We start from the raw sequence: 25,057 nt of genomic DNA, 5'->3' as shown, positions 1-25,057 counted from the left end.
CGTGCGCCCACAAGGGTGAAGTGACCGCAATAGGGCTACACAGTGGGCCGCCCCGGTGGGACCCTGCCGCATATGGGGGCATCGAGACTCGTACGCTACCGGTCACTCCTCGCGGCAATCGGCGCCACCGCAGCGGCAGTTGCGGGCATCGCGGCCTGCGATCCCGTCGACGGGGTGAACACCGCGTCCATCGCGTACACCACCGACCGCACCGGCACCAGCGCCCTGGAGGGCCACGGGGTCCGCGTCGACTGGCTGACCTGCACCGCGGATGTCGGCGACGGCAAGTCCCCCACTCCGTCCGCGTCCGTGCGCGACGTGGCGCGGGTCGACTGCCAGGGCAGGACCAAGGACCGCAAGGACATCACCATCAAGGGCAAGGTGACCAAGACCGTCGACGGGCGGTGCGTGCGCGGAGATCTGACCAGCACGGTCGGCGGGCAGCTCGCCTTCCGGGCCACGCTGCTCGGCAACTGCGCCGCAGCCCCGCCAGGCAACAACAACGGCGGCAGCAACAACGGCAACAACAGTGGCGGCAGCAACAGCGGCGGCACCAGCGACAACAGCGGTGGCGTCCGGCCGACGGTGACCGTCACCGTCACGGCCACCGTCACGCAGTACCCCGGCAAGTAGCCGCCACCGACGGCCCCTGACAGCCCGCCCGGCTTGATCCGGACCTGCGGCAGACGGCAGTGCGACGACCGGTTTTAGGTAGCCGCCTAGGTATCCCCATCAGCAGAGATAGGTGTACGGATCTTCGGCCCGCACCCGCGCACAACCGCCTCGTTCCGGCCAGGGTGTACCCATGGCCGTTCTCTCCGATCTCTCCGAACCAGAGGTCGGCGCCCTCGCCGACCGCCTTGCCGCCACCCGGATCGTCACCCTCACCGGTCCCGGTGGCGTCGGCAAGACCTATCTGGCCGACCGTGTCACCGACGCCGTCGGCCTGCCCGTCCACCGCGTCGACCTCTCCGCATGCCGGGACGCGGCGCTCGTCCCGTACGCAGTCGCCGACGCCCTGCACGCCTCGCCCGAACCGGGCGCCGACCCGGTGCACGCGGTGCTCGAACTGCTCACCCGCAGCCAGGGGTTGCTCGTCCTGGACACCTGCGAACACGTACTCACCGGCTGCGCCTACCTGGTGGGCAGGCTGTACGACACCTGTCCCGAGCTCCAGATACTGGCCACCAGCCGCAAGCCGCTCGACGTACCGGGCGAACAGCTGACGGCCGTAAGCCCGTTGCCCCCCGAGCGGACCGCCGAACTGCTCCAGGAGAGCGCCGCGGCGCACGACGTGGAACTGCCCGACTACTGGTCCCGGTTGCTGGCGTGCCGGCTCGACGGCGATCCGCTGTCCACCCTGCTCGCCGCCCGCACACTGCGGCTGATCCCCGCACAGCAGCTGTACGGCACGCTCTCCGCCCCCGGCGGGCGCCTCACCGTCCTCACCGACGGCCCCAGGGAACCCGTCAGGCACCGCAGCCTGCTGCGCGCCGTCGAGTGGAGCCACGACCTGTGCTCCAGGGCGGAACGGCTGCTGTGGGCCGGACTGTCCGCGTTCACCGGTGAGTTCACCGAGGAGCAGGTCCGTACGGTCTTTCCCGGCGGGGCCGCACTCGGCGCACTGGTGCGCTCGTCCGTGGTGCTTCCCCAGGGCAACGGGACGTACCGACTGCCGCTCGCCCACCGCGAGTACGGACAACTGAGGCTCGCAGGCTTAGGAGACGCCCAGGGAATCTCCAGCCTAAGCTGACACACGTGACGCACCCTTCCTACCTTCGGTTTCCGCATGTCCAGGGCGACTTGATCGCATTCACCGCAGAGGACGACGTCTGGGTGGCCCCGCTCGACGGGGGCCGTGCCTGGCGGGTCAGTGCCGACAACCGGCCCGTCAACCATCCCCGCATATCCCCCGACGGGGCGTGGGTCGCCTGGACGTCCACCCGGGACGGGGCGCCGGAAGTGCACCTCGCGCCGGTGGACGGCGGCCCGTCGAAGCGGCTCACCTACTGGGGCGACGCCCGGACCTCCGTACGCGGCTGGACCCCGGACGGCGAGGTGCTGGCCATCAGCACGCACGGCCAGGCCTCGCTGCGCCGCACCTGGGCACGGGCCGTTCCGGTCGACGGGGGACCGGCGCGGACCCTGCCGTACGGTCCGGTCGGCTCCCTCGCGTACGGTCCCGGCGAGCAGGTGCTGCTGCTCTCCGCGACCATGGGGCGCGAGGCGGCCAGGTGGAAGCGGTACCGGGGAGGCACCGCGGGCAAGCTGTGGACCGGCGAGACCGGGGGCGACTTCGTACGCGTCCACGAGGACCTCGACGGGAACATCGAGTGCCCGCTCCGGGTGGGCGACCGCATCGCCTTCCTCTCCGACCACGAAGGCGTCGGCGCGCTCTACTCCTCGCTCCCGGACGGCTCGGACCTGCGCAGGCACACCGGCATCGACGGCTTCTACGCCCGCCACGCAGCCACCGACGGTGCCCGCGTCGTCTACGCGTCTGCGGGCGAACTGTGGATCGTCGACGACCTCGAAGGCGCCGAACCGCGCCGCGTCGAGGTCCGCCTCGGCGGTCAGCGCGCCGACCTCCAGCCCCATCCGGTACGCGCCGGACACCATCTGCACACCGCGTCCCCGGACCGCACCGGCCGCGGCAGCGCCGTCGAGTCGCGCGGCGCCGTGCACTGGGTCACCCACCGGGAGGGCCCGGCCCGCGCACTCGCCACCGAACCCGGCGTACGGGCCAGGCTGCCCCGCACCTTCCGCGCCGAGGGCGCCGAGCACGTCGTCTGGGTGACCGACGCCGAGGGCGACGACGCCCTGGAGTGCGCCCCCGCCACCGGCGCCGTACCGGGCGCCGCCCCGCGCCGCCTCGCCCAGGGCCGGATCGGCCGGGTGCTCGGACTCGCGGCGGCCCCCGACGGCAGCCGGTTCGCCGTCGCCGCGCACGACGGGCGGGTACTGGTCGTCGAGCGCGACACCGGCGAGGTGCGCGAAGTGGACCGCAGCACGGACGGCGACGCCTCCGGCCTGGTCTTCTCGCCCGACTCGGCCTGGCTGGCCTGGTCGCACCCCGGCCCGGAGCAGCTGCGCCAGCTCAAGCTCGCGAACCTCGCGGATCTCACCGTGGCCGAGGCGACCCCCCTGCGCTTCCGGGACTTCCAGCCGGCGTTCACCCCCGACGGCAAGCACCTCGCCTTCCTCTCCGAGCGGGCCTTCGACCCGGTCTACGACGAGCACGTCTTCGACCTCGCGTTCGTCGGCGCCTGTCGTCCGCACCTGCTCACGCTCGCCGCCACCACCCCCTCTCCGTTCGGGCCGCAGCGCCACGGCCGCCCCACCGAGAAGGACAAGGACGGCGACGAGCACGACACCGCGACCGCGCTGCCCGTCACCCGGATCGACCTCGAAGGACTCGCCGACCGCATCGTGCCGCTGCCCGTCGAGGCCGCGAGCTACTCCACGCTGCGCGCGGCCAGGGACGGGCTGCTCTGGCTGCGCCACCCGGTGCGCGGCGTGCTCGGCACCTCCAGGGCGACCCTCGACGCCCCCTGGCCGCACAACGTCCTGGAGCGGTACGACCTGGAACGGCTGCGCATCGAGGAAATCGCCCCGGACGTCGACCACTTCGAGGTCAGCGGCGACGGCAAGCGGCTCGTCCTGCACATGGACGGCAAGCTGCGTGTGGTCCCGTCCGACAGCCGGGTGGCCAAGCCCGACGCCGACGAGGACAGCGACAGCAACATCTCCGTCGACCTGTCCCGGATCCGCCGGATGCTCGACCCGGCCGCCGAGTGGCGGCAGATGTACGACGAGGCCGGCCGCATCATGCGGGACAACTTCTGGCGGGCCGACATGTCGGGGGTCGACTGGGACGGCGTCCTGGACCGCTACCGCCCCCTGCTCGCCCGCGTCGCCACCCACGACGACCTGGTCGACCTGCTGTGGGAGGTGCAGGGCGAACTCGGCACCTCGCACGCCTATGTGACACCGCCCGGCGGCTGGCACGACGACGCGACCCGGCAGGGACTGCTGGGCGCCGACATCTCCCGGACGGACGAGGGAAGTTGGCGCATCGACCGGATCCTCTCCTCGGAGACCTCCGATCCGGCGGCGAGTTCCCCGCTCTTCGCGCCCGGCGTCGCGGTGCGCGCGGGCGACACGGTCCTGGCCGTCGACGGCCACCGGGTGGACCCGCTCACCGGACCGGCCCCGCTGCTCACCGGCGCGGCGGGCAGGCCCGTCGAACTCACCGTCGGGCCCGCCGGCGGCGGCGACCCGCGCCATGTCGTGGTCGTCCCCACCGGTGACGAGGAAGCCCTGCGGTACCACGACTGGGTGACCGGCCGGCGGGCGTACGTCCATGAACGATCCGGCGGGCGCCTCGGTTATGTCCACGTCCCCGACATGCAGGGCCCCGGCTGGGCACAGCTCCACCGCGACCTGCGGGTGGAGGTGGCCAGGGAGGGCCTGGTGGTGGACGTGCGGGAGAACCGCGGCGGCCACACCTCCCAGCTGGTCGTGGAGAAGCTGGCCCGCCGGATCGTGGGCTGGGCCCTGCCGCGCGGGATGACACCGGTGAGCTACCCGCAGGACGCACCGCGCGGCCCGGTGGTGGCCGTCGCCAACGAGTTCTCCGGCTCGGACGGGGACATCGTCAACGCCGCGATCAAGGCCCTGGGGATCGGACCCGTGGTCGGGACCAGGACCTGGGGCGGGGTCGTCGGGATCGACAGCCGCTACCGGCTCGTCGACGGCACGCTGGTGACCCAGCCCAAGTTCGCCTTCTGGCTGGAGGGTTACGGCTGGGGCGTGGAGAACTACGGCGTCGACCCGGACGTCGAAGTGGTCCAGGCGCCGCAGGACCACGCGGCGGGACGGGACACCCAACTGGACGAGGCGATCCGGATCGCGCTCGCCGCGCTGGAGGAGAATCCGGCGAAGTCGGCGCCGGAACGGCCGGGGGCCGCAGGCTGAGACCGGGGCCCGGGGCCCGGGGCGGGCTGGGACCGGGGCCCGGGGCGGGCCAAGGGTTACCCCGGGCCCCGGGCCCCGGCCCCCGTGCGGCGGTCGGTCTACCATGGCCGCGTACCGATCACCACCGACCGAGGAGCCCCGCATGGCGGGAGAACCGCAGACCGACTGCCTGTTCTGCAAGATCGTCTCGGGAGACATCCCGGCGACGGTCGTCCGTGAGACCGACACCACCGTCGCCTTCCGCGACATAAACCCGCAGGCGCCCACGCACGTCCTGGTGATCCCCAAGGTGCACTACCCGGACGCCGCCACCCTCGCCGCGGCCGAACCGCAGATCGCCGCTGACGTGCTGCGCGAGGCCGCGGAGGTCGCCGCCGAGGACAAGGTCGACTCGACCGGCTACCGCATCGTCTTCAACACCGGCTCCGGCGCGGGCCAGACCGTCTTCCACGCGCACGCCCACGTGCTGGGCGGTCGCGGGCTCAACTGGCCGCCCGGGTAGTCCCGTTGTCCGTACGGGAGCTGGTGGTGCTCGGCACCGCCAGCCAGGTCCCCACCCGCCACCGCAACCACAACGGCTATCTGCTGCGCTGGGACGGCGAGGGCATCCTCCTCGACCCCGGCGAGGGCACCCAGCGGCAGATGCTGCACGCCGGGGTCGCGGCGCACGACATCGACCGGATCTGCGTCACGCACTTCCACGGCGACCACTCGCTGGGCCTGGCCGGAGTCATCCAGCGGATCAATCTGGACCGGGTCCCGCACCCGGTCACCGCGCACTACCCGGCGAGCGGACAGCACTTCTTCGACCGGCTGCGGTACTCCACCGCCTACCACGAGTCCGTCGAACTCGGCCAGGTCCCGGCGACGGGCGACGGCGGAGTGCTGGCGAGCACCCCGGCGTACGTACTGGAGGCACACCGGCTCTCCCATCCCGTCGAGTCGTACGGCTACCGGCTGACCGAACCGGACGGGCGCCGGATACTGCCCGAGCGGCTCGCCGCGCACGGCGTCACCGGGCCGGACATCGGGCGGCTCCAGCGCGAGGGCGAGCTGAACGGGGTCACGCTCGACCAGGTCAGCGAGGTGCGGCGCGGGCAGCGGTTCGCGTTCGTCATGGACACCCGGCTGTGCGACGGCGTGCACCGCCTCGCCGAGGGCTGCGACCTGCTGGTCATCGAGTCGACCTTCCTCGACGAGGACGAGCAGCTGGCCACCGACCACGGCCATCTGACCGCCGGACAGGCGGGCCGGGTGGCCCGGGACGCGGGCGTCCGGCACCTCGTACTGACGCACTTCTCGCAGCGGTACACCGACCCGGAGGAATTCGCGCGACAGGCGCGCGCCGCCGGGTTCGACGGTGAACTGACCGTCGCCGCCGACCTCATGCGCATCCCCGTCCCCTCCCGGCACACCGCCTCACCCTGAATCCGAAGCGGACCGGAAGCACACCGAAGCACCACCGAACCGAACTGAGCAGGGCCGTCCGATGCAGTTGCAGCACCTCCCCAAGGCCGAACTCCACCTCCACATCGAAGGCACCCTCGAACCCGAGCTGGCCTTCGCGCTCGCCGCGCGCAACGGCATCGAACTGCCGTATCCGGACACCGAGACGCTGCGCAGGGCGTATCTCTTCAGCGACCTGCAGTCCTTCCTCGACCTGTACTACGGGCTGATGGCCGTGCTCCGCACGGAGCAGGACTTCGAGGAGCTCACGGACGCCTACCTGGCGCGCGCCGCCGCGCAGGGCGTACGGCACGCGGAGATCTTCTTCGACCCGCAGGCGCACTCGGCGCGCGGTGTGCCGATGGGGACGGTCGTCGAGGGCATCTCGCGGGCCCTGGCACGGAGCGAGGAACGGCACGGCGTCTCCACCCAGTTGATCATGTGTTTCCTGCGCGACGAGTCCGCCGATTCGGCGCTCCGCACCCTGGCGGCGGCCGAGCCGTACCTGCACCTGATCGCGGCGGTCGGCCTGGACTCGGCCGAGGTCGGGCACCCGCCGTCGAAGTTCCGCGAGGTGTACGAGGCGGCGGGCGCGCTGGGCCTGCGCAAGGTCGCGCACGCGGGCGAGGAGGGCCCGCCCGCCTACGTACGGGAGGCGCTGGACGTCCTGGGCGTGGAGCGCATCGACCACGGGCTGCGCTCGATGGAGGACCCGGAGCTGGTCGAGCGGCTGGTCAGGGACCGGGTGCCGCTGACCCTCTGCCCGCTGTCGAACGTACGGCTGCGGGCCGTGGACGTCCTGGAGGGGCACCCGCTGCGGCAGATGATGGACGCCGGGCTGCTCTGCACCGTCAACTCCGACGACCCCGCGTACTTCGGCGGCTACGCGGGCGACACCTTCCACGCCGTGCACGAGGCGCTCGGCCTCGGGCACGAGGAGCTGCGGACACTGGCCCGCAACTCGTTCCTCGCCGCCTTCCTGGACCACGACGAGGAACGGCGGGCGCGCTACTTGGTGGAGGTCGAAGCGTACGACTTCGACGCCGACTTCGACTTGGGCTGATGGCCGGTCGAGAACCGGTACTTGCGGCGGGGCAGCGGTTCCACGCTGATCTCCGCGACGGTGAGTTCGGGCGCGCCCAGCTCCGGAACCGCGGCGGCCAGACCACCCGTACGGCCCGCGACGAGCGCTGCGGGAGCACCGCCCCTGCGGCGCACCGAGCCGGGAACCAGCGGCCGTCCGGAGGTGTGCAGGGCCACCGCGGTCAGCGGGACCGCGAGCAGCAGGAGCAGCGCGGCCAGGACCAGACCCATCACCGGGAACCCGGTGTGCGCGGAGAGCAGGCTCCCGGCGATGGGCCCGCACGCCACGCCCAGCGAGGACGCCGAGCCGACCAGTACGGCCCAGCGTCCGCGCGGGTCGAGGGAGGCGGCCAGGCCGATCAGATACGACAGGACCACCGGGTAGAAGGTGTTCCAGAGGATCTCGCCCGACGCGAACGAGTTGATCCCGCCCGCCGATGAACTCAGCGCGATACAGCCGGAGATGATCACCGTGCCCGCGCCGATCGGCAGGGCCCGGCCGAGCTTCGAGCCGAGCGCGCTCGCAGCGGAGATCCCGACGAGTCCGGCGGCCAGCGACACCGCGAGGACCGTTCCGACCGTCACCTCGGACAGCCCGGCCTGTTCCTGGCCGATCCGGCTGCTGACGCCCCAGAGCGAGTTCTGGGCCATCGACCAGCAGACCATCGCGCCCGCCAGGACGGTGCCCGAGCGCAGGCGGGGGATCCGGCTACGACCGGCCTCCGGGGAAGGGGCCTCCTGACAGGCCCCGCCGAGCCGGCCCGTCGCAGGCCAGACGAGGGCCGCGACCAGGGCGACGGCGGCGAACGGCATCCGGTGCCCGCCGCCCAGCTGCGGCAGTACGAGATAGAGCGCCCCGGCCGTCGCCGACACCGCGAGCAGCCCGGTGGACGAAGCCCGGTGCGGGTCGCGCAGCCCGGCGATCCCGACCGAGGCCACCGCCATCGCCGTACCGGAGCCGAAGCCGCCGACCGCGACGCCCGTCACGACGAGCGGAAGGTACGTGGTGGCCGCGGCGGCGCCGTACCCGGCGACCGCGAGCAGCAGCCCGGCGCGGGCCAGCCGCTGCGGGCCGATGCGTTCGACACGTGAGCCGAGTGTGAACCCCGCGCCGGCCGAGCACAGCAGCAGGACCGAGCCGACGAGACCGGCTTGGGCGGGGGAGAGACCGAGGCCGGAGACGAGACGGCCCACGACGGTGGGAAGGAGATATGAGGCGAGATATCCGGCGGTGAACACGGCGATGAGAGGCCATGTTGCGCGCGAGCGCGAAGACACGGGCGTTCCAGGGAGAAGACATGCCTGTGACCAGGCAGGAGAGATGGGGGAAGTGGGCGCCCTGTCGATGAGTCGATGACAGGAGCGCGCGGCCAATTTGTATCAAGTGGGCAGGGCGCGCGAAAGCCGCCACTCCGTGATCTATAACACTTTAAGTTTATGATCCGGAAGTCCGGGCATCAGGGCGGCTATTTCGTACGTCTTTGCAGGTCAGCGCCGGTCGGTGTCGACCGGTGCCGGTCGGCGTCGGGATAGCCCGGACGTGGGCCGGGCGTGTCGCCGTCCTGACCGCAGGCGCCTTGACGCCTCTGGTTCATGTATCTAGTGTCCATCTCCATGTATGAACAACGTCTACATGCAGAGACAACGATCGTGGACCGGATCCGAGAGGGCATGGCCCGAGGGGTCCTCTCCTTTCCCCTGACGAGCTTCACCGCCGACGGCGAGCTGGACCTCGACGGATACCGGGCCTACCTGGAGAGCCAGTTGGCCGCCGCCCCCGGCGCCGTCTTCCCCGCCTGCGGCACCGGCGAGTTCTTCTCGCTCGACGAGGACGAGTACCGCCAGGTCGTCACCACCACCGTCGAGGTGGCCGCCGGACGCATACCCGTCGTCGCGGGCATCGGATACGGCTGGGCGCAGGCCACCCGCTTCGCCCGCATCGCCGAGCAGGCGGGCGCCGACGCCGCCCTCGTCCTGCCGCACTACCTCGTCGCCGCCCCGCAGGACGGCCTCGTCGCCCAGCTGGAACAGATCGCCGCCCGCACCTCGCTGCCGCTCATCGCCTACCAGCGCGGCCAGGTCTCCTTCACCGCCGAATCGGTGCGCCGCATCGCCGCGATCCCCGGCGTCATCGGACTCAAGGACGGACACAGCGACCTCGACCGGCTCCAGCGGCTGACGCTCGCCGCGCCGGACGGCTTCCTGTTCTTCAACGGCGCGTCCACCGCCGAGGTCCAGGCCCGCGCCTACGCCGCCGTCGGGGTGTCCGCGTACTCCTCCGCCGTGCACGCCTTCGCCCCCGAGATCGCGGGCGCCTTCTTCACCGCCCTGCACGCCGACGACCGCACCCGCCTGGAAGCGCTCCTGCGGGGCTTCTACGTCCCCCTCGTCGAACTCCGCGACCGGGTCCCCGGCTACCCCGTCTCACTGGTCAAGGCCGCGGCCCGGCTGCGCGGCCACCGGGTGGGACCGGTGCGCGCACCGCTCACCGACCCCGGACCCGACGACCTCGCGGCCCTGGACGCACTGCTCACCACCGGACTCGACCTCGTAGGAGCCACCCGATGAACCGGCAGGAACCCGGTACGGCGGCCGGCACGGCCCGGCAGATGCCCCGGCAGACGACGCGACAGACGCACCAGGACTCCCCACTGCCCGCGCCGGAGCTCACGATCGCCGAGGTCCGGCTCACCCCCGTCCTCATCGCGGACCCGCCGCTGCTCAACGTGCACGGCGTGCACCAGCCGTACACCCCCCGGCTCGTCGTCGAGATCGTCACCGCGGACGGCGTCACCGGCATCGGCGAGACCTACGGCGACACCAAGTACCTGGACATCGCCCGCCCCTACGCCGAACTGCTGCCCGGCCGCTCCCTGTACGACCTCAACGGCATCGCCGCCCTCGCCCAGCAGGTCGGCATCGACGACACCCAGGTGGAGAACGCCGTCGACGTCGGCGGGCTGCGCGGCGTACAGACCGCCGACAAACTCCGGCTGTCGGTCTACTCCGCCTTCGAAGTGGCCTGCCTGGACGCCCTGGGGAAGGTCCGCGGCCTGCCCGTGCACGCGCTGCTAGGCGGCAAGGTACGGGACACCGTCGAGTACAGCGCCTACCTCTTCTACCGCTGGGCCGCACACCCGGACGGCGCCGGGGAGCCCGACACCTGGGGCGAGGCGGTCGACCCCGCGGGCATCGTCGCGCAGGCCAGGCGCTTCGTCGACGACCACGGCTTCACCTCCTTCAAGCTCAAGGGCGGCGTCTTCCCGCCGGACCAGGAGATCGCCGCCGTACAGGCCCTGGCCGAAGCGTTCCCCGGCCACCCGCTGCGTCTCGACCCCAACGGCGGCTGGACACCGGAGACCTCGCTGAAGGTCGCCGCCGAGCTCGCCGGCGTACTGGAGTACCTGGAGGACCCGGCCACCGGAACACCGGACATGGCCACGGTCTCCGCCGGGACCGACGTGCCACTCGCCACCAACATGTGCGTGACGACGGTCGGGGAGATCCGCGAGGCCTTCCGCACGGACGCCGTCCAGGTCGTCCTCTCCGACCACCACTACTGGGGCGGACTGCGCGCCACCCGCGAACTGGCCGCGATCTGCCGCACGTTCGGCGTCGGACTCTCCATGCACTCCAACACCCACCTGGGCATCAGCCTCGCCGCGATGACCCACGTCGCCGCCACCGTCCCCAACCTGGACTACGCCTGCGACAGCCACTACCCCTGGCAGACCGACGACGTGATCACCACCCGCCACGTCTTCACCGACGGCCACCTCCCGGTCTCCGACGCCCCCGGCCTCGGCGTGGAACTCGACCGGGACCGGCTCGCGGAACTCCACCGGCGCTGGCTCGACGACGACGGCACGATGCGCGACCGCGACGACGCCGCCGCGATGCGCAAGGCCGAGGGGTACGAGAACTGGACGAGTCCGGCACTGCCGCGCTGGTAGCCGCACCCCGCGGCATGATCGGGCAGACTGGCCGGATCGCACTGCAACCGGGGAGCGCACGGTGGTCCACGACAACAAGACTCTCGACCCGCTGGACGGGCTGCGCGCCCCCCAGGACCCCGACTGCGACGTGTTCCTCACCGGCACGGTCTTCCTCGACATCATCTTCACCGGCCTGGACAGCGCACCGGTGCGCGGCACCGAGTCCTGGGCGCGCGGGATGGGGTCGAGCCCCGGCGGGGTGGCCAACATGGCCACCGCGCTGGCCCGGCTGGGGCTGCGCACCTCGCTCGCCGCCGCGTTCGGCGACGACCACTACGGGGAGTACTGCTGGGACGCCCTGGAACAGGGCGAACAGATCGACCTCTCGCGCTCCCACACGGTGCCCGGCTGGCACTCGCCGGTCACCGTCTCCATGGCGTACGAGGGCGAGCGCACGATGGTCTCGCACGGCCACGAGGCGCCGCCGCCCTCCAGCTCGTACCCCAACTGCCCACCGCTGGCCCGCGCCGCCGTCGCCTCGCTGGGACCCGGCAGCCGCGAGGAATGGGTGCTGCACGCGGCGAACCGCGGCACCAAGATCTTCGCCGACGTCGGCTGGGACGAGACCGGACGCTGGGACCTGGCGGGTCTCGCCGACCTGGAGCACTGCGAGGCGTTCCTGCCCAACGCGGAGGAGGCGATGCGCTACACCCGCACCGACTGCCCGCGCGCGGCGGCGCACGCCCTCGCCGAGAAGGTCCCGCTGGCGGTGGTCACCCTCGGCGCCGAGGGTGCGTACGCCGTCGACGGCTCGACCGGCGAGGCCGCCTCGGTGCCCGCCATCGAAGTGGCGGCGCTCGACCCGACGGGCGCGGGCGACGTGTTCGTCGCGGGCTTCGTCACCGGCACCCTGGCGAACTGGCCCCTCGCCGACCGCCTCGCCTTCGCCGGACTGACCGCCGCCCTCTCGGTGCAGGAGTTCGGCGGTTCGCTCTCGGCGCCCGGCTGGTCCGAGATCGCCGCCTGGTGGCAGCAGGTGCGGACCTACGACGACCAGGACCCGGCGGCGCTGCGCCGCTACGCGTTCCTGGAGGAACTGCTGCCCGCGGCGGCCCGCCCCTGGCCGCTGCGCAGGGCCGTACCGACGATCGGCTTCCGCACACCGTGAACGCAGCCTGTCCCGCACCCCTCACGGGTGTAAAAGCCCTCGGTGTTGTCGGTGCGGAGTCGTAGGCTTGGAGATCCAGAGGTTGTCGAGCAGCGAGAACCCTGCAACGGGAGGTATGCGCAGGCCCGAGGGCCGGCCCATGACTCAGACACCCACACAGCCGCAGGCGCGTGCCCACATCAGTGTTCCGGCAGCACACCCGATGGTGATGCTCCTGGGATCGGGCGACTCGCTGCTGCGCGTGATCGAAACGGCGTTCCCGGCGGCCGACATCCATGTCCGGGGCAATGAGATCAGCGCCACGGGAACGGCGGCCGATGTCGCCCTGATCCAGCGCCTGTTCGACGAGATGATGCTGGTGCTCCGCACCGGGCAGCCGATGACGGAGGACGCTGTGGAACGCTCGATCGCCATGCTCCGGGCCAACGGGAACGGCGACGGAGAGCCGGGCGGCGAGACACCGGCCGAGGTGCTCACGCAGAACATCCTCTCCAGCCGGGGCCGCACGATCCGCCCCAAGACGCTCAACCAGAAGCGGTATGTCGACGCGATCGACAAGAACACCATCGTGTTCGGCATCGGCCCGGCAGGCACCGGCAAGACCTACCTCGCGATGGCCAAGGCGGTGCAGGCCCTCCAGTCCAAGCAGGTCAGCCGCATCATCCTGACCAGGCCCGCCGTCGAGGCGGGCGAGCGTCTCGGCTTCCTTCCGGGCACACTCTTCGACAAGATCGACCCGTATCTGCGCCCGCTCTACGACGCGCTGCACGACATGCTGGACCCGGACTCGATCCCGCGGCTGATGGCGGCGGGGACGATCGAGGTGGCGCCGCTGGCATACATGCGTGGCAGAGCGCAACCAACATTCACCACCGTCCTGACGCCGGACGGCTGGCGCCCGATCGGTGACCTGAAGGTGGGCGACCTCGTCGTCGGCTCCAACGGCGAGCCGACCCCGGTCCTCGGTGTGTACCCGCAGGGCAAGAAGGACATCTACCGCGTGACCGCCCAGGACGGCTCCTGGACGCTCTGCTGCGGCGAGCACCTGTGGACCGTCCGTACGGCTTCGGACAAGCGTCGCGACAAACCGTGGCGGGTCCTGGAGACCAAGGACATGATCGGCAACCTCCGTGCCGCGCATGCCCGCCGCTACGAACTTCCGATGCTCACGGCGCCCGTCAGTTATCCCCGCCGCGAGGTCCCCATGGACCCGTACGCCCTTGGGCTGCTGCTCGGCGACGGCTGCCTGACCGGTGCCACCACGCCTTCCTTCTCCACCAACGACCCGGAACTCGCTTCCGCGCTGGAGCTGGCGCTGCCCGGCGTCAAGGCGCGGCACAAGGACCGGTGCGACCACGTCCTGAACCGGGTGAGCGCACCCGGCGATGTCATCACGCTGGAGAATCCCGTCACGGGAGCTCTCCGCGCCCTCGATCTGCTCGGCACCAAGTCCCATGCGAAGTTCGTTCCGGACGGCTATCTCCACAACGCTGCGGACGTCCGACTGGCCCTGCTCCAGGGGCTGCTGGACTCCGACGGGGGACCGGTGACCCAGGCCGACCGGACATGCCGCATCCAGTACACGACGACATCGATCGCGCTGCGTGACGACGTCATCGCGCTGGTCCGGTCGCTGGGCGGCGTGGCCTACACCCGGCGCAGGGCTGCGGAAGGCCGTACACCCGGCAGGGCGCAGGGGCGTGATGTCCCGCACCGCTATGACGCGCATGTCGTCGACATCAGGCTTCCGGACGGTATCGAGCCCTTCAGGCTCGCCCGCAAGCGCGAGAAGTACCTCGCCGCAGGAGGCGGAGGCCGCCCGATGCGCTTCATCGACAGCATCGAACCCGCGGGCACCGAAGAGGCGGTGTGCATCCAGGTCGCGGCCGAGGACTCGCTGTACGTCACCCAGGACTACCTGCTGACCCACAACACCCTCAACGACGCGTTCATCATCCTCGACGAGGCGCAGAACACCAGCGCCGAGCAGATGAAGATGTTCCTGACCCGGCTCGGCTTCGACTCGAAGATCGTCGTCACCGGTGACGTCACCCAGGTCGACCTGCCGTCCGGTACCAAGAGCGGGCTCCGGCAGGTGCAGGACATCCTGGAAGGCATCGACGACGTGCACTTCTCCCGGCTCACCTCCGAGGATGTCGTCCGGCACAAGCTCGTCGGCCGTATCGTCGACGCATACGAGAAGTACGACGGCCAGAGCGCACCTCACGGGAAGTAGCACACAAGCACCATGTCGATCGACGTCAACAACGAGTCCGGAACCGAGGTCGACGAGCAGGCGATCCTCGACATCGCCCGCTATGCCCTCACCAGGATGCGGATCCACCCGCTCTCCGAGCTCTCGGTGATCGTCGTGGACACCGACGCCATGGAGCAGCTGCACATCCAGTGGATGGACCTGCCGGGTCCCACCGATGTCATGTCCTTCCCGATGGACGAGCTCCGTCCGCCGGCCAAGGACGACGAGGAGCCCCCGCAGGGCCTCCTCGGTGACATCGTGCTCTGCCCCGAGGTCGCCAAGCAGCAGGGCGAGGACGCCCCGACGCAGCACTCCATGGACGAGGAGCTCCAGCTCCTCACCGTCCACGGAGTGCTGCATCTGCTGGGGTACGACCACGAGGAGCCCGACGAGAAGGCCGAGATGTTCGGCCTCCAGGCGGCGATCGTCGACGGCTGGCGGGCGGAGAAGGGGCAGACAGGTCCCTCCCCGGCGCCGACCGTCTCATGACGGTCCAACTGATCGTCGGCGCGGTCGCGTTGGTCGTCGTCGCCTGGCTGGCGGCCTGCGCCGAGACGGGCATCGCCCGCACATCGAGCTTCCGGGCCGCCGAGGCCGTACGGTCGGGGCGGCGTGGCAGTGACAAGCTGGCACAGATCGCCGAGGACCCGACCCGGTACCTGAACGTGGCGCTGCTCGTGCGGGTCGCCTGCGAGATGGCGGCCGGTTCCCTCGTCACCTACGTCTGTCTGCGGGAGCTGAGCGAGACCTGGCAGGCGCTGGCCCTGGCCATCGGTCTGATGGTCCTGGTCAGCTATGTCGCGGTCGGGGTCTCGCCGCGCACCATCGGCCGCCAGCACCCGCTCAACACGGCCACCGCGGCGGCGTACGTCCTGCTGCCGCTGGCCCGGGTGATGGGCCCCGTCCCGCAGCTGCTGATCCTCATCGGTAACGCGCTGACCCCCGGAAAGGGCTTCCGCAAGGGCCCGTTCGCGTCCGAGGCGGAGCTGCGCGCCATGGTCGACCTCGCCGAGCAGGAGTCGCTCATCGAGGACGAGGAGCGCCGGATGGTGCACTCCGTCTTCGAGCTGGGCGACACCCTCGTACGCGAGGTGATGGTCCCGCGCACGGACCTGGTCTGCATCGAGCGTTCCAAGACGATCCGCCAGGCCACCACGCTGGCGCTGCGCTCCGGTTTCTCGCGGATCCCGGTGACCGGGGAGAACGAGGACGACATCGTCGGCGTCGTGTACCTCAAGGACCTGGTCAGGAAGACCCACATCAGCCGTGACACGGAGACCGATCCGGTCCCCACGGCGATGCGTTCCGCGGTCTTCGTGCCGGACACCAAGAACGCCGGGGACCTGCTGCGCGAGATGCAGCAGGACCGCAACCACGTCGCTGTGGTCGTCGACGAGTACGGCGGCACGGCCGGCATCGTCACCATCGAGGACATCCTCGAAGAGATCGTCGGCGAGATCACCGACGAGTACGACCGTGAACTGCCGCAGGTGGAGTCGTTGGGCGAGGGCCGTTTCCGGGTCACCGCCAGGCTCGACATCGACGACCTGGGGGAGCTCTACGGACTCGACGAGTTCGACGACGAGGACGTGGAGACCGTCGGCGGTCTGCTCGCCAAGGCTCTGGGCCGGGTCCCGATCGCGGGCGCCTCGGCGGTCGTGGACCTTCCGGACGGCCGGCGGCTGCGCCTCACGGCGGAATCCCCGGCGGGCCGCCGGAACAAGATCGTGACCGTGCTGGCCGAGCCGGTCGAAGCGGAGGAGACAGCGGAATGACACCGCAGGAACTCAGGGCGTTCTGCCTGGAATTCAACGCGTCGGCCGAGGAGTTCCCGTTCGGTCCGGAGACCTCGGTGTTCAAGGTGTGCGGGAAGGTCTTCGGGCTCAGCCAGCTGGACGGCGAGCCCCTGCAGATCTCCCTCAAGTGCGACCCGGACGAGGCGGTCCGGCTGCGCGCCGAGTACGAGGAGATCGTCCCCGGCTGGCATCTCAACAAGCGCCACTGGAACACGGTGACGGTCGGGCCGCTGCCCGACCGTCAGATCCGTGAGCTCATCGAGGATTCGTACGACCTGGTGGTGGCCGGTCTGCCGAAGGCGGAGCGCCTGCGGCTCGACCGGGCCTGACCGCGCCCGGCCGGGACGCCGCCTACGCGGTGCGGTCGCGGCCACGGCCGAGACCCACCGCCACCAGCACCGCGGTCCCGACCAGGATCGCCGCGCCGATACCCAGTACGGTCCGCACGCCGCCGAAGAGGTCGGTGCGGGTGGTGGCCAGCACCCCCAGCAGCGGGATGCCGACGGTCATGCCGACCTGCTGGGTGGTGGTGACCAGGCCGGTGGCCAGGCCCTGTTCGGCGTCCGGGACGCCCGAGGTGACGGTCAGTCCGTACGAGACGATCGCGCCGAGGTGGGCCGTGCTGGCCACCGAGACGGCGACCGTGGCCAGCCAGACTCCTGAGGTGGCGCCGAGCCCGAGCATCGTGGCGGTGAGCAGCCCCTGGGCGAGCAGCGAGCCGACCAGCACCCGGCGGGCGCCCCACCGGCCGATGACCTTCGGGGCGGCCATTCCGGCGAAGACGGACGCCACGCCCTGGACACCGAAGACCAGTCCCGTCCGGAAGCTGGACAGGTGCAGGACCTCCTGGAAGTACAGGGTCAGGACGAAGACCACGGTCGACATCATCGAGAAGGTGACGAGCCCGCCCAGGTTGCCCCAGGCCACCGTGCGGCGCTTCAGCATCGGCAGCGACACCAGCGGGGCCTCGGCGCGGGACTCGACGGTCACGAAGGCGGCCAGCAGTGCGATGCCCAGGACCAGCGACACCAGGACGTCCGGGTGGCCGAAGCCGCGCTGGGCCGCCGTCGACAGGGCGTAGATCATCGCGAGCAGTCCGCCGGTGACGGTCACCGCCCCGGGGACGTCGAGGCGCGGCCGTTCCGGGTGGCGCGACTCGGTGAGCAGTCCCGGTGCCAGGGCGAGCACGATCACCGCTGCCCCGCCCAGCAGGCCCATGGTCGAGCGCCAGCCCAGGGTGTCCGTCATCACTCCGCCGAGCACCATGCCGACGGTGAACCCGAGCGAGAGCAGCGTGCCGCTGATACCCAGCGCCCGGTCGCGCTGCGGGCCCTCGGGGAAGGTGGTGGTCAGCAGGGACATCCCGGTCGGGACGATGACGGCCGCGCCCAGTCCCTGCAGGGCCCGCCCGGTGAGGAAGATCTCCTGGTTCCAGGCGAACGTCGCGATCAGTGAGGCGGAGCCGAAGACGGCGAGGCCGGTGAGGAACAGCTTGCGCCTGCCGAACAGGTCGGCTATCCGGCCGAAGAGCAGCAGAAAGCCGCCGGAGGGCAGCGCGAACGCGGTGACGGCCCACTGGAGTCCGGCCCGGGTCATGCCCAGGTCCTTGCCGAGTACGGGGAGCGCCACGTTCAGTACGGAGAAGTCGAGCGCCACCATGAACTGGGCCGCGCACAGGACGAGCAGGACGAGCTTGGCCCGGCCGGAGAGCCGTTCGTCGGCGGGTGGGGCGGAAGTCGGAGCGGGTGCGGTTGAGGTATCGATCGCCATGTCCCGAGCTTCGGGCTCCGGGAACAATCGTGGGGAGCGGGAACTTATGCTGGTGGCCGCACCACCAGGCAGCCGGACAGGGGGACAGGGCATGGCGAGCCCGATCGAGACCGGGGCCGCCGGGGCCGGCAGCAGGGCGCACCGCCTCAGCGAGCTGCGGGAATTCCTGATGAGCCGGCGGGCCAGGATCACCCCGGCCGAGGCGGGACTGCCGGACGGCGGCGCCCGGCGCCGTACGCCGGGGCTGCGCCGTGAGGAGGTCGCCGTCCTCGCGGGTGTGGGCGTCTCCTGGTACCAGTGGCTGGAGCAGGGCCGGGACATCACGGTGTCGCCGCAGGTCCTGGACTCGGTGGGCCGGGTGCTGAGGCTGAGCAGCGTCGAGCGCCGCCATCTCTACGTGCTGGCCGGGCTGAACCCGCCGCCGCAGGAGGTCGATCCGGCCAACATCGACATGTGCGAGGGGCTGAAGCGGCTGATCGATGCCTGGATGCCTTTCCCGGCGCACATCATGGACCAGTACTGGAACACGATCATCTACAACGACGCGGCGGCGATGACGCTGGCCATGCGCCCCGGCATCGTGCAGAACTGTCTGATCGCGTTCTTCACCGACCCCGTGTACCGGGCCCGTACCAAGGGCTGGGAGGCCATCGCGCACCAGGTGGTCGCGCAGTTCCGCGCCACCTGCTCGGAGCGGCCCGAGGACGACGGGTACCGGGCGGTCATCGCCGAAGCGGCCGACCTGAGCCCCGAGTTCGCCGAGCTGTGGGCGCGCCGTGACATCGCGCCGGGCGGGCAGATCCGCAAGGAGCTGGAACACCCGGTGGTCGGCACGCTGCACGTCGAGTCCACCCAGCTGAGGGTCCCGGCCCGGCCGGATCTGGCGATCGTGCTGCACACCCCGCTGCCCGACACCGGGACGGAGGCCAAACTGCAGTGGCTGGCCACGCCCGAGGGCCGCAGGGGATCGATGTACCCGGTCGCCAACTGACCGCGCCCATCTCCTTATGCTCTGCCCATGAGCGACGACACGCAGACCCCCGGCCTCCCGGTCCCCGACGCCGAGGACCGCAAGATCATCACGCTGGCGCGCAGCGCGCGGGCCCGTAACGGAGTGCCGGAGGGGGCTGCCGTACGGGACGAGACCGGGCGTACCTATGTCGCGGGCACCGTCGACCTGGACTCGCTGAAGCTCTCCGCGCTGCGGACGGCGGTCGCGATGGCGGTGGCCAGCGGTGCGCGGTCGCTGGAGGCGGCAGCCGTGGTCGGTGACGGCGCCGCGGTGTCCGACGAGGACCGCGCGGCCGTACGGGACCTGGGCGGCCCGGGAACCCCGGTCCTGCTGGCGGGTCCCGACGGCACCCTCCGGGCATCGGTGACCGCGGGCTGATCAGGTCCGCGGTCACCCGAACGCGGAGTGCCGGACGGCCTCCGGGGAGCGTGATCCCGGCAGTGACCGGAACCACGATCTTGACAGTGACTGATGGGCCATCAGTCACTGCATTTTCCGTCCATTGACTTCTTTCGGACATCGCTCGTCAATAGCCCCCTGTCGGCGCAGAAGAGCCGCTGCGCCCACATCCCTCAGGAGGGGGCAACCATGGCACGAGGTACCCGAAGACGGTTTTGGGCCGCCGCACTCGGCACGATCGCGCTGGCAGCCGGCGGGGGAGGGGTGCTCGCCGCTCCGGCGCACGCCCTGTCCACGGCCGCTGCCGCCGTGGTGGACTTTCCCACGCACTGCATCCCGCCCGCGATCGCCGGAATCCCGCCGATCGACGGCACCACCTCGGCGAAGATCACCGTCGACAACGCCACTCCCAAGGTGGGCGACACGGTCGCCGTGACCTACACGGTGGTCACGGCCGCCGCGAGCAACCCGGTCGACCTCGCACTGCCCGCCGACATCATGACGCCGACCGGGAAGGTCACCCTCGGGGGTGCCCAGAGCGGTGACATCACGGTGGCCGGGCCGAAGAAGAACGATCCGGTGCCGGGCAAGGGCGTCTTCCCGTCGTTCTCCATGACCGGAAGTTTCACCGTCACCAAGGCGGGCGCGATCACGCTCTCGCCCGGTGACTACAACATCCACACCAGCTACATCATGGAGCTGGACACCCCCTGCACCGTGATCACCCCGCCCGCCCCCGTCTCCGAGACGGTCAACGCGACCGACGGTGGCGGCCAGACGAACGAGCGCGCCATCCAGCTCGGTACGGCATCGGGCAAGCCCGGCGCCGGGGTCACCGTCACCGGCACGAAGTTCACCGCGGGCGCGAGCATCACCGTCGCGGGCCGTACGGCTTCGGCGCAGACCGCCGACCAGGTGACGGCCACCGCGGACGCGCAGGGCGGCTTCACCGCCACGCTGCCGGTCACGGACAAGGCGACCACCGGCATCGTCGCCTACGAAGGGGCGAGCTGGAGCGCGGACACGGGCGCCGGGCCGGCGACCTACACCGTCCTCGACGACACCCCGACCCCGCCCGACAGCCAGAAACTCACCACCTCGGTCACGGCGGGCACGCTGTCGATGAGCCAGGCCGGTGACACCGTCGGTATGTCGCCCGTCGACTTCGGCCAGGGCGGTGCCTCCACCGGCGCCCTGCGGTCGGTGACGGTCAGGGACTTCCGCGGTGGCCCCGCGGGCTGGTCACTGACCGGCAAGGTCACCGACTTCACCGGACCGGGTGGCGCGAAGATCAGCGCCGACAAGCTCGGCTGGACCCCCGCCTGCACCACCAAGGCGGGCAGCCCGAGCACCTGCGCGGCCGGATCCGCCGGAACCGTCGGCAGCACCGGCGCGACGCTGGCCTCCACCCCCGACGGGGCGCTCACCGGCGGCCAGTTCACCGCAGACGCGGGCCTGTCCCTGGACGTCCCGCCCTTCACCGCCCCCGGTTCCTACTCGGGCGTGCTGACCCTCACCCTCACCTGACCGGCCGGTGGGCCGGGGCTGCCCCGGCCCACCCCTCACCCCTGGGGGTCCGCACCGTGCGCAAGCTTTTTGCACTCCTCCTGGTTCTTCTCACCGCACTGGCCCTGCCGGTCACGTCCGCCCACGCCGCCGACAACGGCAGCTGGTCCGTCTACCCCACCGCGTCGAAGGCGGCCCAGCGCCCCTACTTCTCGCTCTCCGCCGATCCCGGCGAGGTCATCAGGGACAAGGTCACCGTGGCCAACAAGACCGCGCAGCCGCTGACCTTCCTGCTGTACGGAGCCGACGCCTACAACACCGACCGCGACGGCGGCTTCGCCGTACGCGGTCCGAAGGAGCCGCAGCACGGCATCGGCGCCTGGGTCCGCACCGACCGGCCGAAGCTCACCGTCCCGCCGCACGCCTCCGTGACCGTGCCCTTCACACTCACCGTCCCGCAGAACGCGGAGCCCGGCGACCACCCCGGCGCGCTGGTCGCACTCGACGAGCGGGTGGACCAGGCCGGCGGCCCGGTCGCCGTCGGGGTCCGGTGGGCCGTGGGCGCGCGGGTCTATCTGCGGGTGACGGGCCCCACCGTGACCGGCATCGCCGTCGAAGGCGTGAAGCTCGCCCACCAGCAGCCGCTGGTACCCGGCACGGGAGCGAGCCGCACGGTCATCTCGTACACCCTGCACAACACCGGCAACGTCACCCTCTCCCCCGAGGTCGGCCTGAAGGCACAGGGACTCTTCGGCCGTACGCTGCTGGCCCGCGGCCTCAAGAAGACCCCGTCCGAGCTGCTGCCCGGCCAGAAGGTCAGGCTCAGCGAGCCGTGGCAGGACGCCCCGCAGTTCGACTGGGGCGAGGTGACGCTGACCGCGCACACCAAGGACCTCAAGGAATCCGCGAGCGCGTCGTTCTTCGCGCTGCCCTGGCTGGCCGCCGGGATCCTGCTGGCCGGCGCGGTGGCCGGTGCGGTGGCGGTCAGAGTGCGCCGGGGTCGCGTGCGCCCGTCCTGACCGGGGTACGCCCTGCCGCTGCCCCGGGGGGCAGGGCGTACCCCGTGTTCCCGGCTTGTTCCGCAGGCCAGAGGGCCACCGGGAACTCACCTCACGGACACCTGGTCGGCGCGTACCGGCCGATCGGGGACAATGGGCGCCATGAGCGTTCACACCCAGTCACCCGAAGCCGCCCACCGGGCCGGTTTCGCCTGCTTCGTCGGCCGTCCCAACGCGGGCAAGTCCACTCTCACGAACGCTCTCGTCGGCAAGAAGGTGGCGATCACCTCCAGCCGCCCGCAGACCACCCGCCACACGGTGCGCGGCATCGTGCACCGCCCCGACGCGCAGCTGATCCTGGTGGACACCCCCGGCCTCCACAAGCCGCGCACGCTGCTGGGCGAGCGTCTCAACGACGTCGTACGGACGACCTGGGCCGAAGTGGACGTCATCGGCTTCTGCGTGCCCGCCGACCAGAAGCTCGGCCCCGGCGACAAGTTCATCGCCAAGGAACTCGCCGGGATCAAGAAGACCCCGAAGATCGCCGTCGTCACCAAGACCGACCTGGTCGACAGCAAGCAGCTGGCCGAACAGCTCATCGCGATCGACCAGCTCGCCACGGAGCTGGGCTTCGAGTGGGCCGAGATCATCCCGGTCTCGGCCGTCGGCGACCAGCAGGTCTCCCTGCTGGCCGACCTCATCGCCCCGCTGCTCCCGCTCAGCCCGCCGCTCTACCCGGAGGGCGACCTCACGGACGAGCCGGAGATGGTGATGGTGGCGGAGCTGATCCGGGAAGCGGCGCTGGAAGGCGTACGGGACGAGCTGCCGCACTCCATCGCGGTCGTCGTCGAGGAGATGCTGCCGCGTGAGAACCGCCCGGCGGACAAGCCGCTCCTCGACATCCACGCGAACGTCTACATCGAGCGGCCCAGCCAGAAGGGCATCATCATCGGCCCGAAGGGCGCACGGCTGAAGGACGTGGGCATGAAGTCCCGCAAACAGATCGAGGCCCTGCTGGGCACGCCGGTCTTCCTGGACCTGCACGTGAAGGTGGCGAAGGACTGGCAGCGGGACCCGAAGCAGCTGCGGAAGCTGGGGTTCTGAGCCTGTTGTGATGCGTTGCCGCGGATGTCCTGACGCGTGCCGCGGCGACTCAGGTCGGCCCCTCGTGACCGGATCACCGGATCAGCCATGCAGCCGCAGGGGCGTCAGATGCTGATGAGTCGGATCCGGCCGCGGCACAGTTTCGACATGTCGTCGACGTCCGACGTCAGGAGTGCGACGGGGCCGGGCTGCCGTAGAGCAGCCTCGGCGACCGTGGCGTCAATGGCGTACTTGTGGCCGTGCAGTCCGGCGTCTTCGAGGAGACGTGCCGCAGCTTTGGCGCTCTGTTCCGTGACCGGTTCCACCGTGGTGCGGGAAAGGACCCAGCTCAGGCGAGCCATGTTCGTTGCCGCGTGGGTGACCTCGATGATGGTGTTGGCACTGATCACCAGGTTGGTCTCGGTCTGCTCTGCTGCTTTCAGCAAGGCGAGAGTGCTGCGGTCCTGCCCGATCCAGGCGGAGAGCCCTTCCGAGTCGAGGACGATCGTGGCGAACGGTGTCACGCAGCGTCCTTGTCCCGGGCGGCGTCTGCGGCGTACAGCCGGGCGTGTGCCTGAGCCATTTCCTCCTCGGTGAAGGCCCCGTGCTCTTCCTCGTAGCGGCGCAGATCCTCAGCGAGCAGATCCCGCTTGATCTTGCGCGTGAGGGCCTCCGCCGCATAACCGGAGATGTTGGATGTCAGCTCGCGGGCTGACTCCAGCAGTTCTTCCGGCAAGGTGATGGTGATCTTCTTAGTGGTCACAGGTGTCACCATACTGCGGTATGCCCAGCTGTGGCGAGGGCTCTCGGCTACTCGGCGATCAGCGCCGTGGCCACCCGGCAGAACCCCAGCCGCCCGTACATCCGTGCCACGTCCTCGTCCCCGGCGGACAGGAACACCGTCCCCACGCCGCGCGCCCGCGCGTCCGCGGCCAGCGCCGCGGTCACCGCGAGCCCCAGGCCCTGCCGTCGCGCGGACGGCAGGGTGCCCACGGCGACGATCTCGGTGACCTCGTCCACCGGGTTGTGCATGCCGGAGCAGAGGACCGAGCCGTCCCCGAGGGCCGCGGCGACCGTCGTCCGCCCGGTCCGGATCCGTGCGGCGGTGTTCTCCACCCGGCCGTCGCCGAGGCGGGCGGCGATCTCCCGTGCCAGCTCGGCGGGCCCCGCGTCCCCCACCGCTGTGCCGGGCGCCGCGAAGGCCAGCTGCGGGACGGCCAGCGCGGCGGACAGCAGCGGGTCCGCCGCGTCCAGCACACGTACCGAGGGGTGCGGCGCGCGCGTCGGGGCCGACGGGTCCAGCACCATCAGCGGGTGCTCGTGGACCTCCAGGCCGGACTCCTCAACGGCCTTGCGCAGGAGGGGAGTTGTCTCGGCCACCCACTCGAACGCCTCCGGTGCGCCCACCTCCCGCTGGCGCGCCCTCACCCGGTCGACGTCCGCCGCGGTGGTCGCGGCACCGGACCAGAGCCGTGTGGGGCGCGCATAGAAGGGCCAGCCCGCTCCTTCCCGTACGAAGAGAGTCAGCGGGCCGAAGTCCTCGGTGCGCGCACCGGATCGGGGGACCGTGTCGTAGTACTGCTCAAGGGCGTCGAGAGTGGAGCGGGTGTCGGAGGGCATCCGGCCA

Annotated in this window: 23 protein-coding genes; 18 read left to right on the top strand and 5 right to left on the bottom strand. The window is 71.1% G+C overall.

Annotated elements, in window-relative coordinates:
• The first annotated feature begins 72 nt into the window (after positions 1 to 72).
• From NBY69_RS04300 to NBY69_RS04275, 6 genes are all read left to right on the top strand, one after another.
• Complete coding sequence (locus tag NBY69_RS04300; protein WP_250298377.1) at positions 73 to 633, top strand: hypothetical protein; 561 nt, start codon at positions 73 to 75, stop codon at positions 631 to 633.
• 172 nt (positions 634 to 805) lie between these two features.
• The gene (locus NBY69_RS04295; RefSeq protein ID WP_250298376.1) at positions 806 to 1,753 is read left to right on the top strand and encodes a hypothetical protein; all 948 of its coding nucleotides are present in this window, start codon (positions 806 to 808) and stop codon (positions 1,751 to 1,753) included.
• Between the two features lie 5 nt (positions 1,754 to 1,758).
• Positions 1,759 to 4,977, top strand: coding sequence for a S41 family peptidase (locus tag NBY69_RS04290; RefSeq protein WP_250298375.1), 3,219 nt, complete (start codon positions 1,759 to 1,761; stop codon positions 4,975 to 4,977).
• Between the two features lie 142 nt (positions 4,978 to 5,119).
• Entirely contained in the window at positions 5,120 to 5,479 is a 360-nt protein-coding gene (locus tag NBY69_RS04285; RefSeq protein ID WP_250298374.1) for a histidine triad nucleotide-binding protein, read from the top strand.
• A 5-nt stretch (positions 5,480 to 5,484) separates the two neighbouring features.
• Positions 5,485 to 6,405, top strand: coding sequence for a ribonuclease Z (locus tag NBY69_RS04280; RefSeq protein ID WP_250298373.1), 921 nt, complete (start codon positions 5,485 to 5,487; stop codon positions 6,403 to 6,405).
• A 61-nt stretch (positions 6,406 to 6,466) separates the two neighbouring features.
• Positions 6,467 to 7,486 (top strand): adenosine deaminase, encoded by a 1,020-nt coding sequence (locus NBY69_RS04275; RefSeq protein ID WP_250298372.1) that lies wholly within the window; start codon positions 6,467 to 6,469, stop codon positions 7,484 to 7,486.
• Here the strand turns inward: NBY69_RS04275 and NBY69_RS04270 are convergent.
• Positions 7,432 to 8,784: an MFS transporter gene (locus tag NBY69_RS04270; protein ID WP_250298371.1), complete on the bottom strand. Its 1,353-nt coding sequence runs from the start codon at positions 8,782 to 8,784 to the stop codon at positions 7,432 to 7,434. The two genes, NBY69_RS04275 and NBY69_RS04270, sit on opposite strands and share 55 nt — an antisense overlap.
• A 336-nt stretch (positions 8,785 to 9,120) precedes the next feature.
• On the opposite strand from NBY69_RS04270, the gene NBY69_RS04265 reads away from it, so the two are divergent.
• From NBY69_RS04265 to NBY69_RS04235, 7 genes are all read left to right on the top strand, one after another.
• Entirely contained in the window at positions 9,121 to 10,074 is a 954-nt protein-coding gene (locus NBY69_RS04265) for a 5-dehydro-4-deoxyglucarate dehydratase (protein ID WP_250298370.1), read from the top strand.
• Between the two features lie 41 nt (positions 10,075 to 10,115).
• On the top strand, positions 10,116 to 11,459 hold the full coding sequence (locus NBY69_RS04260) for a glucarate dehydratase family protein (RefSeq protein ID WP_250298542.1): 1,344 nt from the start codon (positions 10,116 to 10,118) through the stop codon (positions 11,457 to 11,459).
• Positions 11,460 to 11,520: 61 nt separating this feature from the next.
• On the top strand, positions 11,521 to 12,609 hold the full coding sequence (locus tag NBY69_RS04255; RefSeq protein ID WP_250298369.1) for a carbohydrate kinase family protein: 1,089 nt from the start codon (positions 11,521 to 11,523) through the stop codon (positions 12,607 to 12,609).
• 139 nt (positions 12,610 to 12,748) lie between these two features.
• Positions 12,749 to 14,845, top strand: coding sequence for a PhoH family protein (locus tag NBY69_RS04250; RefSeq protein WP_250298368.1), 2,097 nt, complete (start codon positions 12,749 to 12,751; stop codon positions 14,843 to 14,845).
• 12 nt (positions 14,846 to 14,857) lie between these two features.
• Positions 14,858 to 15,355 (top strand): rRNA maturation RNase YbeY, encoded by a 498-nt coding sequence (ybeY, locus tag NBY69_RS04245; RefSeq protein ID WP_250298367.1) that lies wholly within the window; start codon positions 14,858 to 14,860, stop codon positions 15,353 to 15,355.
• Positions 15,352 to 16,641, top strand: a complete 1,290-nt coding sequence (locus tag NBY69_RS04240) for a hemolysin family protein (RefSeq protein WP_250298366.1) — start codon at positions 15,352 to 15,354, stop codon at positions 16,639 to 16,641. Before ybeY ends, NBY69_RS04240 begins: the two co-directional genes overlap by 4 nt.
• A complete protein-coding gene (locus tag NBY69_RS04235; RefSeq protein WP_250298365.1) occupies positions 16,638 to 16,991 on the top strand; it encodes an MmcQ/YjbR family DNA-binding protein in 354 nt (117 codons plus the stop codon). The genes NBY69_RS04240 and NBY69_RS04235 overlap by 4 nt, the downstream gene beginning before the upstream one ends.
• A 22-nt stretch (positions 16,992 to 17,013) precedes the next feature.
• On the opposite strand, the gene NBY69_RS04230 is transcribed toward NBY69_RS04235, so the two are convergent.
• Complete coding sequence (locus NBY69_RS04230; protein ID WP_250298364.1) at positions 17,014 to 18,432, bottom strand: MFS transporter; 1,419 nt, start codon at positions 18,430 to 18,432, stop codon at positions 17,014 to 17,016.
• 91 nt (positions 18,433 to 18,523) lie between these two features.
• Between NBY69_RS04230 and NBY69_RS04225 the strand changes: the two genes are divergently transcribed.
• From NBY69_RS04225 to era, 5 genes are all read left to right on the top strand, one after another.
• Positions 18,524 to 19,423, top strand: a complete 900-nt coding sequence (locus NBY69_RS04225; RefSeq protein ID WP_250298363.1) for a helix-turn-helix transcriptional regulator — start codon at positions 18,524 to 18,526, stop codon at positions 19,421 to 19,423.
• 27 nt (positions 19,424 to 19,450) lie between these two features.
• The gene (locus tag NBY69_RS04220; RefSeq protein WP_250298362.1) at positions 19,451 to 19,822 is read left to right on the top strand and encodes a cytidine deaminase; all 372 of its coding nucleotides are present in this window, start codon (positions 19,451 to 19,453) and stop codon (positions 19,820 to 19,822) included.
• A 210-nt stretch (positions 19,823 to 20,032) separates the two neighbouring features.
• Complete coding sequence (locus NBY69_RS04215; RefSeq protein WP_250298361.1) at positions 20,033 to 21,370, top strand: beta-xylosidase; 1,338 nt, start codon at positions 20,033 to 20,035, stop codon at positions 21,368 to 21,370.
• A gap of 56 nt (positions 21,371 to 21,426) precedes the next feature.
• Positions 21,427 to 22,368, top strand: a complete 942-nt coding sequence (locus tag NBY69_RS04210) for a WxL protein peptidoglycan domain-containing protein (protein ID WP_250298360.1) — start codon at positions 21,427 to 21,429, stop codon at positions 22,366 to 22,368.
• Between the two features lie 141 nt (positions 22,369 to 22,509).
• Positions 22,510 to 23,451, top strand: a complete 942-nt coding sequence (era, locus tag NBY69_RS04205) for a GTPase Era (protein WP_250298359.1) — start codon at positions 22,510 to 22,512, stop codon at positions 23,449 to 23,451.
• 104 nt (positions 23,452 to 23,555) lie between these two features.
• Here the strand turns inward: era and NBY69_RS04200 are convergent, their stop codons facing one another.
• From NBY69_RS04200 to NBY69_RS04190, 3 genes are read right to left on the bottom strand one after another with little or no spacing between them, the layout of a single operon-like run.
• On the bottom strand, positions 23,556 to 23,954 hold the full coding sequence (locus NBY69_RS04200) for a PIN domain-containing protein (protein ID WP_250298357.1): 399 nt from the start codon (positions 23,952 to 23,954) through the stop codon (positions 23,556 to 23,558).
• Complete coding sequence (locus NBY69_RS04195) at positions 23,951 to 24,193, bottom strand: type II toxin-antitoxin system CcdA family antitoxin (RefSeq protein WP_250298355.1); 243 nt, start codon at positions 24,191 to 24,193, stop codon at positions 23,951 to 23,953. Before NBY69_RS04195 ends, NBY69_RS04200 begins: the two co-directional genes overlap by 4 nt.
• 47 nt (positions 24,194 to 24,240) lie before the next feature.
• Positions 24,241 to 25,050: a GNAT family N-acetyltransferase gene (locus NBY69_RS04190; protein WP_250298353.1), complete on the bottom strand. Its 810-nt coding sequence runs from the start codon at positions 25,048 to 25,050 to the stop codon at positions 24,241 to 24,243.
• Positions 25,051 to 25,057: the final 7 nt, after the last annotated feature.

Origin of the sequence: Streptomyces sp. A 4/2, from assembly GCF_940670765.1 — a bacterium.
Classification (GTDB): Bacteria; Actinomycetota; Actinomycetes; order Streptomycetales; family Streptomycetaceae; genus Streptomyces.
Note: the sequence above shows the minus strand (reverse complement) of the source record. Positions and strands in the feature narration are given on the sequence as shown.